Annotated in this window: 17 protein-coding genes; 7 read left to right on the forward strand and 10 right to left on the reverse strand. The window is 47.3% G+C overall.

Going from position 1 to position 17,127, the window contains the following annotated elements; translation table 11 throughout:
- Nucleotides 1-125 precede the first annotated feature (125 nt).
- From ACLR2L_RS11725 to ACLR2L_RS11740, 4 genes are read left to right on the forward strand one after another with little or no spacing between them, the layout of a single operon-like run.
- Nucleotides 126-1,151 (forward strand): cupin-like domain-containing protein, encoded by a 1,026-nt coding sequence (locus tag ACLR2L_RS11725; RefSeq protein ID WP_413368416.1) that lies wholly within the window; start codon nt 126-128, stop codon nt 1,149-1,151.
- Nucleotides 1,152-1,163: 12 nt separating this feature from the next.
- Nucleotides 1,164-2,657: a tryptophan halogenase family protein gene (locus ACLR2L_RS11730; RefSeq protein ID WP_413368417.1), complete on the forward strand. Its 1,494-nt coding sequence runs from the start codon at nt 1,164-1,166 to the stop codon at nt 2,655-2,657.
- Nucleotides 2,658-2,660: 3 nt separating this feature from the next.
- Entirely contained in the window at nt 2,661-4,208 is a 1,548-nt protein-coding gene (locus ACLR2L_RS11735; RefSeq protein WP_413368418.1) for a tryptophan halogenase family protein, read from the forward strand.
- 21 nt (nt 4,209-4,229) lie between these two features.
- Complete coding sequence (locus ACLR2L_RS11740) at nt 4,230-4,547, forward strand: hypothetical protein (RefSeq protein WP_413368419.1); 318 nt, start codon at nt 4,230-4,232, stop codon at nt 4,545-4,547.
- Nucleotides 4,548-4,563: 16 nt separating this feature from the next.
- On the opposite strand, the gene ACLR2L_RS11745 is transcribed toward ACLR2L_RS11740, so the two are convergent.
- Together ACLR2L_RS11745 and zntR are read right to left on the reverse strand one after the other, a co-directional pair.
- Nucleotides 4,564-5,886, reverse strand: coding sequence for an SO_0444 family Cu/Zn efflux transporter (locus tag ACLR2L_RS11745; RefSeq protein ID WP_413368420.1), 1,323 nt, complete (start codon nt 5,884-5,886; stop codon nt 4,564-4,566).
- Complete coding sequence (gene zntR, locus ACLR2L_RS11750; protein ID WP_413368421.1) at nt 5,883-6,308, reverse strand: Zn(2+)-responsive transcriptional regulator; 426 nt, start codon at nt 6,306-6,308, stop codon at nt 5,883-5,885. The genes ACLR2L_RS11745 and zntR overlap by 4 nt, the downstream gene beginning before the upstream one ends.
- A 211-nt stretch (nt 6,309-6,519) precedes the next feature.
- Here zntR and ACLR2L_RS11755 point away from each other — a divergent pair, with 211 nt between their 5' ends.
- Complete coding sequence (locus ACLR2L_RS11755; RefSeq protein ID WP_413368422.1) at nt 6,520-7,548, forward strand: hypothetical protein; 1,029 nt, start codon at nt 6,520-6,522, stop codon at nt 7,546-7,548.
- Nucleotides 7,549-7,581: 33 nt separating this feature from the next.
- On the opposite strand, the gene ACLR2L_RS11760 is transcribed toward ACLR2L_RS11755, so the two are convergent.
- The 8 genes from ACLR2L_RS11760 to ACLR2L_RS11795 form a co-directional block, all read right to left on the reverse strand.
- A complete protein-coding gene (locus tag ACLR2L_RS11760; RefSeq protein WP_413368423.1) occupies nt 7,582-9,411 on the reverse strand; it encodes a M2 family metallopeptidase in 1,830 nt (609 codons plus the stop codon).
- 254 nt (nt 9,412-9,665) lie between these two features.
- Nucleotides 9,666-10,139: a YchJ family protein gene (locus ACLR2L_RS11765; RefSeq protein ID WP_413368424.1), complete on the reverse strand. Its 474-nt coding sequence runs from the start codon at nt 10,137-10,139 to the stop codon at nt 9,666-9,668.
- Between the two features lie 104 nt (nt 10,140-10,243).
- Complete coding sequence (locus tag ACLR2L_RS11770; RefSeq protein WP_413368425.1) at nt 10,244-10,603, reverse strand: deoxyguanosinetriphosphate triphosphohydrolase; 360 nt, start codon at nt 10,601-10,603, stop codon at nt 10,244-10,246.
- Between the two features lie 223 nt (nt 10,604-10,826).
- Nucleotides 10,827-11,456, reverse strand: coding sequence for a sulfite oxidase heme-binding subunit YedZ (locus tag ACLR2L_RS11775; protein ID WP_413368426.1), 630 nt, complete (start codon nt 11,454-11,456; stop codon nt 10,827-10,829).
- A 15-nt stretch (nt 11,457-11,471) separates the two neighbouring features.
- Nucleotides 11,472-12,464 (reverse strand): protein-methionine-sulfoxide reductase catalytic subunit MsrP, encoded by a 993-nt coding sequence (msrP, locus tag ACLR2L_RS11780; protein ID WP_413368427.1) that lies wholly within the window; start codon nt 12,462-12,464, stop codon nt 11,472-11,474.
- Nucleotides 12,465-12,542: 78 nt separating this feature from the next.
- Nucleotides 12,543-13,910 carry an anti-phage deoxyguanosine triphosphatase gene (locus ACLR2L_RS11785; RefSeq protein ID WP_413368428.1) on the reverse strand — a complete coding sequence of 456 codons (1,368 nt, stop codon included), beginning with the start codon at nt 13,908-13,910 and terminating at the stop codon, nt 12,543-12,545.
- A 14-nt stretch (nt 13,911-13,924) separates the two neighbouring features.
- Nucleotides 13,925-14,530 carry a 5'-deoxynucleotidase gene (gene yfbR, locus ACLR2L_RS11790; RefSeq protein WP_140957128.1) on the reverse strand — a complete coding sequence of 202 codons (606 nt, stop codon included), beginning with the start codon at nt 14,528-14,530 and terminating at the stop codon, nt 13,925-13,927.
- A 2-nt stretch (nt 14,531-14,532) separates the two neighbouring features.
- Nucleotides 14,533-15,756, reverse strand: a complete 1,224-nt coding sequence (locus tag ACLR2L_RS11795; protein ID WP_413368431.1) for a pyridoxal phosphate-dependent aminotransferase — start codon at nt 15,754-15,756, stop codon at nt 14,533-14,535.
- Nucleotides 15,757-16,025: 269 nt separating this feature from the next.
- On the opposite strand from ACLR2L_RS11795, the gene ACLR2L_RS11800 reads away from it, so the two are divergent.
- A complete protein-coding gene (locus ACLR2L_RS11800; RefSeq protein ID WP_413368429.1) occupies nt 16,026-16,544 on the forward strand; it encodes a hypothetical protein in 519 nt (172 codons plus the stop codon).
- Nucleotides 16,545-16,709: 165 nt separating this feature from the next.
- Nucleotides 16,710-17,127, forward strand: a 418-nt coding sequence (locus ACLR2L_RS11805; RefSeq protein ID WP_413368430.1) for a DUF2189 domain-containing protein, incomplete at its 3' end; no start/stop codon positions are given.

Below are 17,127 nucleotides of genomic sequence, written 5' to 3' on the forward strand. Positions count from 1 at the left end.
AAGCCGATTGAGTCAATACGGTATGCTGGGACCACTTTATTTGTTAATGGCGTCGATGGGAAATTTTCAACAACTTATTGCCCTGAAGAATGCCAAAAACGCAATGTTCTGAACAAGGTAGCGACATGGCAACACATGCTGTAAGGGTTCTGGAAGGGATAACGCCAGACACTATACCATTTGACGATTTATTCGCACTTAACGAACCAGTAATTCTTAAAGGGCTGGTAAAAAACTGGCCGTTGGTAAAGCAGGGAACGTTATCGCCCGATACGTTACTGAATACACTGGCAGAAGCCGATAGCGGTAACCCACTGTTGGTGTACAAAGGCGCGCCGGACATCGCTGGGCGCTTTGGGTACAATCAAACCTGCACCGGCTTCAATTACGTGACCGAAAAATCGCGACTGGCCGATGTACTTTCGCAAATTGCCAGTCAGATGGATCAGGATAAACACGATTACCTGTATGTTAATTCTCTGCGGTTTGATCAGGGATTACCTGAACTTAGTGCACAGAATACGCTGCAATTCACACACCCGGAATTCAATAATAATCAGCCAGTGCCCAAAATCTGGATAGGGACTGAATCCGTTGCGGCAGCGCACTTTGATCAACCCAAAAACATCGCCTGCTGTGTGTTGGGCAAACGCCGTTTTACCCTGTTCGCACCTGAGCAGGTTGAAAATCTTTACCCGGGGCCACTTAGTCCAACACCGGGCGGACAGGTTGTGACCGTGGCAAATCTCGCTGATCCTGATTTCAATAAATACCCTAAATTAAAAACAGCCCTGGATAACGCCTACATTGCTGATTTAGCGCCGGGTGATGGGTTGTATTATCCCAGCATGTGGTGGCACGAAGTGGAAGCCATGGATCGCTTTAACGTGATGGTGAACTTTTGGTGGATGACTGCAAAACCCTTTTGGGGCAATCCTATGGATACCCTGTTACATGGTATGCTGAGTCTGCGTGAGAAGCCGGATTCTGAAAAGGCTGCCTGGCTGGCACTATTCAACTATTATGTATTTGGTGATGCATCGCAGGTAACTGCGCATCTGCCGCCAGAATGTCACGGCCCGCTGGCGCCCATGAACGAGGTATCGGCGCGTAGAATGCGCGCTATGTTACTGAATAATCTGAACCGTTAAACGAGCGTGTGAATGACACATAAAAAGACTCGCGTTGTAATTGCCGGTGGCGGCACCGCTGGCTGGTTAAGTGCTTTTAGCCTGGTTACCCGACTGGGTAATCTGCTCGATATTACGCTGGTTGAGTCCGACCAAATTGGCACGGTAGGCGTAGGCGAAGCGACCATTCCTACCATGTGTAATTTTCACCGTTTGATGGGGCTTGATGAGCGCGAATTTATGGCGGCGACTCAGGCAACGTTTAAACTGGGGATACAATTCGATAACTGGGCAAATCAAGGCGACAGTTATGTGCATTCTTTCGGCGAAATCGGACAGCGTTCATGGATGGCTGAGTTTCACGAATTCTGGATGCAAGCCAACGCCAATGGACAGCAAGATAAGCTTGAAGATTACTGTCTTGAGTTGAAAGCAGCCAAACAAAATAAGTTTGCATTAAACGTGGGCAATCGCCCACTGAATTACGCTTATCATCTTGATGCTACTGCCTACGCGGCGTATTTACGCAACAAAGCTGAAAGTGCCGGTGTGACGCGTCGGGAAGGCAAAATTGTACAGGTGAATAAACATTCAGACAGCGGCAACTTAAGTACGCTCGTGCTTGACAATGGCACGCATATCGACGGTGATGTGTTTATTGATTGTACCGGGTTTCGCGCGCTGTTAATTGGTGAGGAGCTTGGCGTTGGCTACCACGACTGGAGTCATTTGTTAGCAGCCGATCGCGCTATTGCTGTGCAAAGCACAGCCATTGAACCGCCGCGTCCTTATACCATTGCAACAGCGCATAAGGCCGGTTGGCAATGGCGCATCCCACTGCAATCCAGGGTGGGGAACGGTATTGTTTACAGCAGCCGTTTTTCAGATGATGAGAGCGCATTAGATACACTGATCTCGAATATCTCCGGTGATCCGGTAACCTCGCCGCGTTACCTTAAATTCGCCACTGGTATGCGCAAGCAGGCCTGGGCTAATAACTGTATTGCCATTGGGTTAAGCAGCGGGTTCCTTGAGCCTCTGGAATCAACCAGTATTCATTTGGTTACCACCGCGTTGATACGCCTGATGAAATTATTTCCATTCGATGGTGAATGTCGTTTGCTGGCGGAGCGCTACAACCGCGAAACCCAAAAAGAAATGGAAACCATCCGCGATTTTATTGTGCTGCACTATCACCTAACACAGCGTGATGACAGCGAGTTCTGGCATTTTTACCGCACAATGGACATTCCGGAATCGTTACAACATCGCATGGCTATGTTTGCCGAACATGGTTATGCGTGGCCCGACGATGTGGCGTTATTCCGGGTGGATTCCTGGGTACAGGTGATGATGGGCCAGGGACTGATGCCGAAACGACATCATGGCGCCAGTCGCATGTTGCCCGCGCAGTCATTAACTCAGCAACTCACGGCGTTCAAACAATCGGTTAATCAGGCGCTGGCGCAGTTGCCAGCACATGACACCTTTTTAAAACAATATTGCCCGGCGAACCAAAGCACATAGCAAATGAATACGACGACTTCGAAAACCCGGGTGGTGATTGTTGGCGGTGGCACGGCGGGGTGGCTTACTGCTGGTATTATTGCCGCACATAACCCATTGTTGGGTGAGCACAGTACAACCGACGTAATATTGCTTGAATCCCCGGATGTGAAAAATCTCGGCGTAGGCGAGGGCACCTGGCCCACTATGCGCGATACACTTAAAAAAATTGGCCTGTCTGAGCGCGAGTTTTTAACCTGTTGTGACGCCAGTTTTAAACAGGCATCGAAATTTGTGGGCTGGCGCGACAGCACATCGCATCATTATTATCACCCATTTACCGCACCGGCTGGCTATGGTGTGGTTAGCCTGGCCGATGCCTGGATTGCTGCGGGATCGCCGAACGATTTTGAATCCTGGGTGAGTGCGCAGGGGCATGCCTGTGAACGCCATTTATCGCCCAAGCTGTCTCAATTACCCGAGTTTGCGTTTACCTATAATTATGGTTATCACCTGAATGCCGGTAAGTTTGTTGCCATGCTGCAGGCGCACTGTACCGAAAAACTGGGCGTGATCTACCGACAAGGACACGTTGCTCAAATAGAGAGTCACGACAATGGCGCTATTCAGGCGTTAGTGCTGGAAGACGGTAGCCGTGTTAATGGCGATTTCTTTATTGATTGCAGTGGCTTTGCCGCCGTACTGATGGGTAAACACTACCAGATCCCCTTTGTGTCGCAACGCGCTGTACTGTTTAACGATACCGCGATAGCGGCACAGGTTCATCATGCCGATGAACAATCACCCATCGCATCAGCAACAGTGGCGACAGCACAGGAATATGGCTGGATCTGGGATATTGCACTGCAGAGTCGACGGGGTATTGGGCATGTGTTTGCCAGTGAGTTTTGCACTACTGAGCAGGCAGAACACACGCTTCGCAATTACATTGCGAATGATGTGAACCTGTGTCAGGAGGATATTGCTACCCGGGTGATACGTTTCGATCCCGGTCATCGAAAATATTTCTGGCATCACAACTGTGTGGCGATTGGCGTGTCTGCTGGGTTCGTTGAACCGCTGGAAGCAACGGCTTTGGTACTGATAGAAAAGTCAGCGCAGTGGATTGCAGAACAATTACCCAGAACCCCGGCAGCCATGCAGGTACTTGCGAAGCGTTTTAATCAGTTAACCAATAGTCGCTGGCAAGAGATCATCGACTTTATAAAGCTGCATTATGTGTTGTCAGATCGCACGGATTCTCCTTATTGGCGCTCTCATCAACATCACGAAAGCTGGACAGAATCGTTAAGCGATTCGCTTCAGCTATGGCTAAGTCAGCCTCCCGGCTTATATGAAACCAATAACCGTCAGGAATTGTTTTCCTCGGCCAGTAAACAGTTTGTGTTATTTGGAATGGGCTTTCGGGCGGAACAATGGCAGTCATCTGGTTTGTTAGCCCGTCACCAACCGCTGATCGACCGGTTCAGACAGGAAATTCAGCAGCAAGTTAACCGCGTGAACACGCAACTGTTGACCAATCGGGAATATCTGCAAAAATTGAGGCGTTAATTCAGCCACAGGGACGATAACATGAACCGTTCTTTTCAACTGTTGCAATACGCGTTGGTTGGAATAAGTGCACTTGCATTGTGTTTTGCACTGTTCTGCTGGAATGAAGCGCGCAAAGAGGTAGTGTATCTGTGCGGCAATTTTACCTCGGGTGTTACACATAAAAGTGTGATGAAACAACTTGCTACCGCAAATTATTTGGATGTTACGTTAACCAACACTGAGTATGGCGCGAGGATCATTTCAGACAGCGCGGTAAGTTTGCGGATGTATCGGTGTAATATAGATTTAGACACTGACGGCGAAGTGATCACCGCCAGTGTGAGTGGCTGGTTCTAGCCGGTTTGTTGATTGGTTAGTGGCAGCAGCTGCCTGCTGCTGGTTTGGCAAACCGATGTTGCAGTGCTTGCCAGCCATTTCTCATCATTAAACCAAACAGCAAGATGGCGCAAAGGGCATAGATTGCTGAAATATTACCGTGATCATGGCCGCCCTGGGCGAGTGGAATCAACGACGTTAAATCCAGTGTCTTAATAACAATATTTAATAGGTATCCCAACAAAATACTGGCACTCACCACACTGAACAGATACAGCACTAATGTGCGTTTACCCATTTCCTTGGCAATCATGCCCATTGTTGAGATATTTGTGGCTGGCCCGGCTAACAGAAATACCAGTACCGCACCCGGTGACAAGCCTGCACTTAAGAATCCTACTGCTACAGGAGTTGAAGCCGTGGCGCAGATGTACATGGGAATACCTATGACTGCCATTACCAGCATCGCTACAAAGCCATCGCCCCATTGGGTAAGAAACTGGTGTGGAACCCAGGTTTGTATTGCAGCAGCCAGCGATAAGCCTATCAGTAACCACAGGGTTAAGTCGTTGAGCAATTTAACCGATGAGAATTGCCAGATTGCCTGAATTTTTGCGCCAATGCCCGGGGTAGATTGTGTTTTTTCATCTCTTTGAGTATTGCTGGGAGTACTGCAACATGAAGACGTATTTTTAACCTGGTTTGATTCAGGCCCGCAGCATGATTCGGCGGACTCTGTTGGCGTTGACGCAGGTGCAGGCTCAGCACTGCAACAGCTGGTTGCCGTTGTAACTGGGTCAACTGTTTGCACAGACACTGAGCTGCAGCACGACGCTATTGGCTCAGGTGTTGGCGCCGATGTTAGCGAAGTTGAACTGCAACAAGAGGCACTGGCAGCCGGTACCGATGAATCTTGCGTATCCTTTTGATCATGGTTTACGGTTTCTGGTGTATCAAACCACTTAACCATTAAACCGGCATAAATGGCGCTACTGATCGCGGCGATGGGGCGTACAACAGCAAACACCGGCCCTAATAAAGCGTAAGACACTGATACCGAATCCACCCCGGTTTCAGGCGTCGCAACTAAAAAAGACACGGTAGCGGGTTTTGATGCTCCGCTTCTGCGTAGCCCCAGAGCGGCGGGGATCACGCCACATGAGCAAAGTGGCAGTGGCGCGCCAATGATAGCCGCTTTGCCGATGGCACTGGCACTAGCATTCCCCATGTGCTTTTTGAGAATATCCACTGGCACCAGCTCATGCATAATGCCAGCAATCAGCAAGCCTAATAACAACCAGGGGGCTGATTCCATAAACAGCACAGCAAAGTTCTCGAACAAGGCAGTTAATTCATTCATAACGGGTCCACCGTATCCAGGGTTTGTAATATTGAACAATGCGCGGCACTCTCGTTGCCGCCGCAACACACTTCATGCAATGCCTGCAAGGCATCGCGAATTCTTACCAATTCGGCAATTTTTTCGTTAACTTCACGCATTTTGTCGGCAGTGTATTGTTTCACTTCTTCGCAGGTATGGTCGTCGGGTTGTAGTTTTAGTGCCAGCAGCTCATGGATTTCTCCAAGGGTAAAGCCAACGCGTTTGGCACGTTGAACAAACCTGAGCGTAGTGACATCAGCTTTCGAATACAGGCGATAGCCCGATTCACTGCGCTGGTCAGGCGTGATAAGACCCTTACTTTCGTAAAAGCGAATCGTGTCTACTGAGAGCCCGGTTATTTTGGCCAGTTGGCCGATTTTGTAGCTGTTTTGTGTTTTCATGTTCGTAGTGTAAACCCTGGAGTTAACTCCAGAGTCAAGCATAGCCCAAGGCTTTTTTTGAAGAAAGCCCACAAGGTAAATTTCACATGTAAATCAAATCAGCAAAAATGTGGGTTGCCCCATTGAATCAGTGGCGTGTTACAACATCTGTCACATAAAGTGTCAGCAAGATACGGCGCTCATAAGGCGAATCAGGGAGTACTCAATCGCTATGAACAACGGGTTACTTAACATTGTTATCAGCACAACGTGTGCCGCTGCGCTGCTTTCGTGTAGCACAAGTACAATTGAAAACGCTACCACTCAACAAAACGCGATGGCAACGTTAGCGCCAAAGCCTTTATATCAGGATCCGGTTTACGATGGCGCAGCGGACCCCTCAATTGTCTGGGACAAGCATGCTAAGCGCTGGCTAATGTTCTACACCAATCGCCGGGCCAATGTAGCAGGCTTAAATGGGGTGGAGTGGGTACACGGCACACCCATTGGCATTGCCAGTTCTACCAATGGTCGTGAATGGCATTACTTACAGGATGCCTCGTTCAGTGGTAACAACATGCCGCCTACGTTGTGGGCACCGGATGTATTTGTACATAACAATCAATATCATATGTTTTTAACACTGGTACCAGGCATTTTCGATAACTGGTCTCATCCGCGCACCATTGCCCATTACACCAGCGAAAATTTGCTGGACTGGGTTTATCAGTCACAGTTAAATCTGAATACCAACAAGGTGATTGATGCTGATGTGATAGTGAAGCCAAACGGTGGTTTTCGTTTGTTTTATAACGATGAACCTGATGGTAAGTCAATTTACTACGCTGATAGTGAAGACTTATATCACTGGCAGGATCAAGGCAAAGCGGCATTAACCAGTCGAGGAGAAGGGCCGGTCGTATTTTACTGGCAGGGCTGGTATTGGATGATTGTCGATGCGTGGCGAGGATTATCGGTTTATCGCTCCGCAGATTTAACTAGCTGGCAACAACAAACAGCGTATTTACTGAGCGAGCCGGGCACTGGAGAGCAGGATGGGGTTATCGGCCAGCATCCCGATGTCGTAGTACAGGATAACAAAGCGTATTTGTTTTACTTTACCCATCCGGGTAAAACACCGGCAAATAAAGGCATCGACAATGCGAGCACACGTCGCAGTGTTATTCAGGTGAGCGAACTCACATTTGACGGAGAATGGCTACAGACTAACCGGGATCAGCCTGTAGATATTAACTGGTAAAGGGCTGCAAATGCAGCCCAATTTAACACCGAATTACCAACCGCACTGACGGTCTTTATTTTGCTCATCCAGCCAGGTTTTCAATGGTGCAAAATACGCTTCAATCGTACTGGCGTCCATATTAGGTGAATCCGTAATGGTGGCCAGTGCATCCTGCCACGGACGGCTCTGACCCATTTCCAGCATTTCGTTCAACGCTTTACCCGCTTCTTCACTGCCGTAAATCGAACAACGGTTTAGCGGACCTTCATCACCGGCGATGTCGCATAACGCTTTGTGGAACTGGAACTGCAGAATATGCGCCAGGAAATAGCGGGTATAAGGCACGTTGGCCGGAACGTGGTATTTTGCTCCCGGATCAAACGCATTCGCATCGCGGGCAACGGGTGCCATTACACCCTGGTATTTCTCACGTAACTCCCACCACAGTTTATTGTAGTCATCAGGACCAACTTCACCCGCCATCACTTTCCAGCGCCACTGATCAACCATTAATCCAAACGGAATAAAGGCAATTTTATCCAGTGCAACCTGCAGCAACATGCCGATATCATTTGATGGATCCGGGATCTCGTCAATTAGGCCAATTTGCTTTAAATACTTAGGTGTTATGGATAACGCAATGGTATCACCTATGGCTTCGTGGAAACCGTCGTTGGCTGAACCCTGATACAGGTAAGGTTGCTGATTATAGGCGCGCTGATAATAATTGTGGCCCAGCTCGTAGTGAATAACGTTGAATTCTTCACCGGTAATTTGAATACACATTTTAATGCGCAAATCGTCAACATTATCAACATTCCAGGCGGAAGCGTGACACTGCACATCGCGATCAGCAGGTTTGCTGAACTGTGAGTTCGTCCAGAATGACTCGGGTAGCTTTTCAAACCCTAAAGATGAAAAGAAAGACTCGGCTTGTTTTACCATCTTTATTTCATCATAACCCTGTTCGCGCAAGGCAGTGGTAACATCAGGTACCTGCATCGGCGTATCGGGTTTTACGATGTCGTAAATGTTACCCCAGGATTGCGCCCACATGTTGCCCAGCAAGTGAGCTGGAATGGGTTTGTTTTGTGGTACTACGTCTTCGCCATAGAATTCGCCCAGTTCAGCGCGAACATGGCAGTGCAAAGCATCGTATAGCGGTTTTACCTGACCCCACAGGCGGTCAAGTTCAACGGGAAAGTCGTCGGCAGGCATATCGTACTTACTGCGCCATAACTCACTTACGTTGGCGAAACCGAGTTCTTTAGCACCTTCGTTAGCAATCGCAACCTGTTCTTCATAAAGAGGCTTCATAGGCACAGACACATCACGCCAGCCTTTCCAGTACTCTAACAGTAAATCAGCATTGCGTTCTGTAGCCATGGCAGAACTCATTTCTACCAGGCTTATACAGTCGTTTTCACTGCGACAATATTTGCCTTTACCGTACATGCCATCCAATTCGGAACCAATATGTGCTAATCGCTCTGACTTTGCAGGATCTGCGGGGGGCGGCATGGTCAGGCCTCCACGCATCAGGTCCAACTTGCGGCGTAAATCGGCATCCGCTTCTACGTGATTATAATCAGCGGCTTGTTTTGCAAGTTCTGCGGCCCGGTTACTGTAAAGCTCAGACAGGTAGGCGTTAACTGTGGCGGTATCGTCATTAATGTTAGTGGCATATACCCAGGCTGCTTTTGCCGCAGGAACAGACATCTTGGCCATTTCACGCTGAGATGCGTCAACAAAGGCTTGTGCATCTTGCACTGTATAAAGTTTATCTGATGGTTTTGTTTGTGCATTATCAGGTGCCGGCTGACAACCAGCCAACACACTTGCCACACCGGCGGCAACCAGTGTAATGGAGATCGCTTTCATGTTGTTTCTCTCGTTAGTTATTATTATTGCGGTATTAGTTACACCAACTGGCTACAAGCAACCGTTATCGTGGGATGCGAAAACTGATGATTTCTGCTTGTCATAAGTGTACTCAGTTTGATTAAACAGCAAACTGTTTTCAACCCGCGAATACGTTACCGCATTACCCGTATTTGTTTACGCTGGATACACTGTAATACGCAGGGCAAATAAATCAAGCGTATAGAAGGCTGTTGACCATGGCGTATTCCGGTCTAAAGGCGCTTAAGGCAACATTGTTTATATTTTTTTCCGCTGTTGCAAAAGCAGGGATCATTTCGGCCAATAGAAAGCTTGCTGGTATCCTGGTGGAGCAATCCGGTTACATAACGCCAGCATCCATTTTCCTGTCTAAAATCACTGGTTTCATGGAGTACGTAACATTGCTTTGAAATTGCGTAATAGGCGGAGAATTCAACCTGATCAGGCCTAAGCCCATCGCTAGCGTGAATTGTCAGATGTAACCATGTTTGTTCATCTGCGTGCTCTGCCAGCATAGCTTCAGTTAAGGTGCTTCGCGGTTTTTCAGCATAGGTATTAAGAATGTACGGCCAGTTTTGTACACAATAGGCTGAATATCGCGAGCGCATTAACGCCTCCGGCGTAGGCGCATGGTGAGTCCCCGTATGATAGGGTTTACAACAATGTTCGTAAGAGTGCCCACTGCAACAGTAACAGTTGTCTGCCATTTTTTTCTCCCAACTTGTAGATTGAATGGAAGTGTAATCGCAGTGGTTAACTGGCAAAAGTAGTTTGTTAATTTAGTATGTTGGTCGAGTTTCCTGGTGCCAGATTACCAGGGGCCTTGTAATACATTGCTTGCCTTTGCACCTGTTTGTTTATCATTTACCGACAAACCAATAAGTGACACTGAATACTGGTCGCACAATTGTTTGATCAGTACTTGCTCATGTTGTGGTAAAGACAGGTCTTCCACATAAATAGTGCTGCATTGACCACTGGTAATCAGTTTTCGAATCCATTGAGGAACCATTTCTTCATTGGGTTTTTGTATGCGAATAGCATGATCAATGCTTTTATTAAACGCCAGTGACGAAGACAACAGGTAGCTCCAGCCTTTGTGAGAAGCTGCGCGCAGGTTAGCAGAGACCGGAAACTCAATAATGTTATGTAATTGGGTGACTGTTGCCATGTTGTTGCCTCGTTTAAAGTAGTGACTGTTTATACAGTGTATGGATATACAGTAGTACTGTATAAAACAACATGCAAGTGTTTTTTTGTATTTTTTTTATGCGTTTTACAACACCTGTTAGCAGTTTTCTGAGTAAAACGCGGACAACATCACACTTTTCCGCGCTTTCAGGCAGTCATACCAAATGGAACAAAATTTAAAAGGTGAAGGTAAAACGCTAACGTTAACGACGGCGTTTGATTCGTTTTGTCCAGTAGACGAAACGCGGCAGCATTATGAGCAATGCAATTACCCAATACACTAATGGCTCCTGCAAAGCCGTTTTACGCGACCAACTGAAGTGGATCAGAACAAGCAGTAAGATAAGGTAAATACTGTTATGTAACTGTTGCCACGCCCGCTTCATGTTGCGTCTTACCCACATGGGTGAGGTTAGGGTAAGTAACAGTAAATCCAGCAGGGCAATAAACCCTACCGTAATATAGGGTCGTTCAACTATTTCACTGGCCACCAGCGCCCAGTCGTATTGTAATTCAAAGCTTATGTAGGCGAATAAGTGCAGTAGCGCATAAACAAACACATATATACCGCTAAGACGGCGGCATTGCATTAGCCCGGGAAAAGGCAGGTGTTTTGCTACGGGACTGATTAACAAGGTAAACAGAAGCAGGTTTAATGCACTGGTTCCTGTGGTGTGGATCAGTGCTTTAACCGGATCGGCCCCGAGGTTGTCAGTGATGGCCGCCCAGCCTATAAATAGTAAATAACCCAAAAACAGAAAATGTAGTGCAGCTTTAAGCAACACTAATCGTCGGGGTGATAACACCACTGGCTTGTTGAGTAATCGTTTCACACAATGAACCTAAGACTAATAATAACGCGCTAAATCCATTTTGCTGTACAAGGGAGCAACTTCGTCGTAGCCATTGAACATGCGCGTGGCGATGCGCTGTTGATTAAATACACCGCCATCAGTGATTCGCCGTTCACTGGCCTGACTCCATCTGGGATGCGCAACCTTGGGATTCACGTTTGCGTAAAATCCATATTCATTTGCAGCCAGGCGATTCCAGGTGGTCGGGGGTTGCTGATCGGTCAGTGTAATGCGCACAATGGATTTGATGCTTTTAAAGCCGTATTTCCACGGTACAACCAGGCGAATGGGCGCGCCATTTTGTGGGGGCAGCGTTTTTCCGTATACTCCAGTTGCCATGAGCGTAAGCGGATGGTTTGCTTCGTCGAGGCGCAAGCCTTCTACATAGGGGTAATCGATGCCGCCACCAATAAAGGGGTTGCGTTGTCCGGGCATTTGTTTGGGGTCGTGCAGGGTTTCAAATGCCACGTATTTGGCAGAGCCAAGAGGTGATGCCAGTTTAATGAGTTTATTCAGTTCAAATCCAACCCAGGGGATCACCATAGACCATGCCTCTACACATCGCATACGATAAATGCGCTCTTCAAAGGCAAATTGCTTCATAATGGCATCGTAATCGAGTGTTAGTGGTGTATTCACCAGTCCGTCTATTCGCAATGTCCATGGATCGGTTTTAAATCCTTTCGCACGTTCCGCGGGGTCGTCTTTACCCGTACCAAATTCATAAAAATTATTATAGGACGTTACCTTCGCATATGGCGTTTGCGTTTCGTCGGTGGTGTATTGAGCAGATTGAGTAAAAGGTAACGCTTTGGCTTCAAACTCGGGTTCGCTGTCGAACCAGCCCAACCCATGGGCAGACTGACTGAGCAAAGTACCAGCCCCAACAAACCCAAGTGACTTAATAATACGGCGGCGATCGCGAAAGATCTTTTCTGCAGTTACCTGGTTATCCCTGAATATTTGCGATGGGCGAAAACGTTTCATATACCTGCTCTGTAAAGAAATAATAAGTGTTGCTACGGTATAAGACCGCAAACAGTGCAAAAAGATTTCAAAACAGATTCAGAGCGATAAGGTATCCAGAATACCGCCACGTTTGGGTACAAACATATTGGAATACAAGCGGGCGGCAAACTCATCCGTCATACCAGAAATATAATCAGCTATCACGCGATGCCCATTATTGCGCTCTTCAGCAGCAAGCCAGCGTTTACGAGTATTTTCCGGTAACAATCGGGTAGGATCGGCGCTGAACGCTTCAAACAGCTCCATTACAACCTGTTGACCTTTATACTCCAGTAACTGTACTTCGGGTTTGCGTATCACTTTGGTGTACACAAATTGTTTGAATAAACCCAACGCATTGTGGTGGTGTTCAGGCAATACGGCCTGATAGCGCAATAATGGATGGTCGAAAGTGCTATCTTCTTCAATGCGAATCGCGGTAATAAAGCAGTTTACCAGCGCACCAATGGCATTCTTGCGTTCGTGCTGCGCCTGACTGAACAATCGCGTGCCAATGCCTGCTATGTGTTCAGACAACCAGGGTACCTGCAGTTGCTCCAGTGATTGTTGCAGTTCTTCCGCGAATTCTGCGCGTTTCACCATGCCCATTACAATGGCATCTTCGAGATCATGGATACCGTAAGCAATATCATCGGCGAGTTCCATTACACTGCAATCAAAGGATTTGTGCCGGGTTTTTCCGTGCTTGCCCGTTGCGGTATCAAACGACATCAGCCGGTCTTTGTCTTGCTGGCTGAAAGGAGCGATTAACCATTCAAACAAGCTTTCATCACAGCGGAACAAACCTTTAGGCGGATGCCATTGTTCCGCTTTTACCTGCCGCAAACTCACTGAAGGTGAGGGCAGAATAGCGTGATTGGTTAAGGTGTCTATAAAATTGGGATATTTAACCAGACCCAGCACACTGCGGCGGCTCAGGTTCATACCGTGATCAGCGGTATACGGTTCCAACTGATTGACTATGCGGAAGGTCTGCCCATTACCTTCAAATCCCCCGTGCCCGTGCATCATATAATTCAGCGCAATTTCACCACCGTGACCAAATGGTGGGTGACCGATGTCGTGGGCGAGGCATAGCGTTTCAATTAAATAAGGATCTAAGCCTACATGCTCAGTTAAACGGGGAAATTTACCTTGCAGCTGTGCAGTAATACCCGTTCCAATTTGTGCGGCTTCCAGTGAATGTGTTAATCGGGTGCGGTAGAAATCGCTCAATCCTACACCCAGTACCTGGGTTTTGGCTTGCAACCGGCGGAATGCCGCAGAGTGCAGAACCCTGGCTTTATCGCGCTGGAACGGCGAACGGTGATCGCCATCTCTGGCCTGAGTACGTGGCAGCCTGCGCTCCCACCAGGTAGATTGCCAATCGTCGTTATCTGTTAGGGTTGAGCCGGGTTGCTGCATGTGTATTCCGTAGCTTAATTGTGCTGATCTTCTTGCGTGATTTCGTCAAGACTAAGTGAGAAACTGGGTACGTAACGCTTCAAAAAGTAGTCCACTTCATCTGAATGGTAATCTTTGAGCATTTTATCCAGTCTTTTCTTGGCCAGCGTAAATTCGCGATTGCCCGAGTTGAGTTCTTCAAGGGTTTTTAAATAGGCACACAATACATCAGCGGCTTTGACAATGAAGGCTTCGTCTTCACTGTGGTACTGACTGTCGATCAGCTTTGCGTAATCTTCCCTGAAGTCTTCCGGCGCCATTTCAATGAGCTTTTGTTCAGCAATTTTTTCGATTTTTTTGTATTCGTCTTTAATGGCTGGATTGAAGTACTTAACCGGTGTAGGTAAATCACCGGTTAATACCTCAGAGACATCGTGAAACATAGCCAGTGTGGCAATGCGTTCGGGGTTTAGCTTGCCTTCAAAATAGCGATTTTTTATTAGCGCCAGTGCATGAGCCACCATGGCAACCTGTAAACTGTGTTCCTGGACGTTTTCAATGCGCACATTATGCATAAGCGGCCAGCGATGAATCAGTTTCATCCTGGCCAGGTGGGCAAAGAAATGGCTGTTTTCGGCCATTTTTATTTCCCTTTTTGGCGGTAGCCGTTAAAGAAGCTTTCAATGCGATCCATAGCCGGGGCCAGGATATCGCTGTGAGGCAAAAATACCAGGCGGAAATAAATGCCTTCGGTTAAGTTGAATGCCTTACCGTGTACCAACAGGATTTTCTCGCTGCTGAGCAAGTCCAGAATCATTTGTTCGTCGCTGGCAATATTAAATTTGGCTGCATCCACCTTGGCAAAGCAATACATTGCACCTTTGGGCGTAACGCATTCGATGCCATCTATGTCATTCAGACGCTTTGCTGCAAGATCGCGCTGTTGTTTCAGTCGGCCACCGTCTCTCACCAAGTCATTAATGCTCTGGTATCCGCCCAATGCAGTTTGAATGGCACTTTGGCAGGGTACGTTGGCACACATACGCATAGATGAAAGCATATTCAGGCCTTCGATATAACTTTTGGCAATTCGCTTATTGCCAGATATCACCAACCATCCTGCGCGAAAACCTGCCACGCGGTAATTTTTAGATAGCCCACTGAAGGTAACAAAAAATATATCGTCCGCCAGCGAGGCTATACAGGTGTGTTTTGCATCGTAGTACAAAATTTTGTCGTAGATTTCGTCTGAAAACACCACCAAATCGTGTTCACGGGCTAATTCCACTATTTGCAGCAGCAATTCTTTGCTGTATACCGCACCCGTTGGGTTATTTGGATTGATGATCACTATGGCTTTGGTGCGTTTGTTTATCTTGCTCCTGATATCTTCAATATCCGGGAACCAACCTGCCTGCTCATCACAACGGTAATGTACAGGCGTGCCTGATGACAAGCTCACCGCGGCTGTCCACAACGGATAGTCGGGGCTCGGTAATAACACTTCATCACCGGTGTTCAGCAAGGCCTGCATCGACATCATGATCATTTCACTCACACCGTTGCCAATGAACACGTCATCCACCTGGATATTGCGAATGTTCATTTGCTGGTAATACTGCATTACGGCAACGCGCGCAGCATAAATTCCGGTAGAGTCAGAGTAACCCTGTGAAGTCGGCAGGTGGTGGATAACGTCTTTCAGAATATCGTCTGGTGCGTCGAAACCAAATGGGGCTGGGTTGCCGATATTCAGTTTGAGAATACGGTGTCCTTCATCTTCCATTTTGCGTGCCTGAGCAGCAATTGGGCCTCGAATGTCATAACAAACATTGTCTAACTTGTGCGACTTGTATAAGGGTTTCATCATCAATAACTTAAAATACAGAGGCCAACAGGGTATCGCATCGGCAGGTCATCTGTTAAGCAAAATTTTGCGCATACAGGGTATTAATTAGGCGAATTTTTCATTTCTGTAAAACAAGGCGAACTTACCTGATCTTTAAACCCTTCACTTCGCAAATTTTCAACCTTACACGCACTGTTACACTTCTGTGATTGTAGAACCAGCAAAACTTGCCTATATGTAGGTACGGTGCTTTTGTATTTACAACACGATTGTTTTTGGGAGGCTGTATGCCACTTCCACTCATTTGGTTAGGCGCAGGGCTTGCTTCAGCCTATGCTGGAGGAGCGTTAGCAAATAATGCCCGCAGGCACAGTGTGGTAACCAGTTACCCAGGAGAGAGCGGGCGCCTGGTAACGCCACTCAATGGCAGTGTGGTGTGTTGCGGTATTTATGGCGTTTTTGAACACACTGGGATCTGGTGCGACGGTCAGATTATTGAACTACACGGCAATGGGTTGGTAAAGGCGGTAGGGCAGGCGCGTTTTCTTCATCAACGCAGTGGGAGCCAAATCTATGTGGCCTGTGATGAGAGCTATACGCCGTTAATTGCCGAACAGTGTGAATCTCGCGCCATTGCGCAGGTGTTCAGGTATCTCGACTACGACCCAATCAGCAATAATTGCCATCGATTTTCATTGGGATGTGTAACGGGTGTAGAAGAAGAGTGTATAAGTTTTTATGAATTTAATCAGAAGCTTAGTGCTTACTTTAACCAAAAGATACGTTGGCAGCCGGTACGCTGCTGAAAGCATTATGAAAAATAGCTAACTTTAATGTGTTAAAAAATTGTGAACTTTCCTATTCAACGCTATCGTATATAGTGAGACCGGCGAAAAAGCATCAGTAATAATGTGTGGGACCCTGCTTTAACCCGGTGTTATTGAGTCAATAGCGTATGGTTGAGGGAAGCTATGTCACAACATTTTAAAGAAACACCGCAAAATGCTATAACCGAAAGTGGAATTGCCCGCGTAATACCTTGTAAGGAACTGGATGTAGGCGATCCCATTAAATGGTTGTCGTTAGGCTTGCAGGATTTTCTGCGAACTCCACTTATTTCCATTTTCTATGGTCTGATTTTTGCCGCAATACCCTGGTTTATTTCTTATTTAGTAGCATTAACTGGCTGGCACCTGGTTATTTTGCCTTCTATTGTTTGCTTTATGCTGATTGGTCCGTTTCTGGCGGCAGGCTTGTACGATGTTAGTTGGGAATTGGAGAAGGGGCACAAGCCTTCACTCCGTCATTCAGTTAGAGCGATTCGGCGTAATGCGGTAAACGAGTGGGGCTTTGGCATTTTATTAATGGTGTTAATGATCTTCTGGCTGC

It is taken from the genome of Alteromonas sp. AMM-1 (assembly GCF_047290655.1).
Taxonomy (GTDB): Bacteria; Pseudomonadota; Gammaproteobacteria; order Enterobacterales; family Alteromonadaceae; genus Alteromonas; species Alteromonas mangrovi.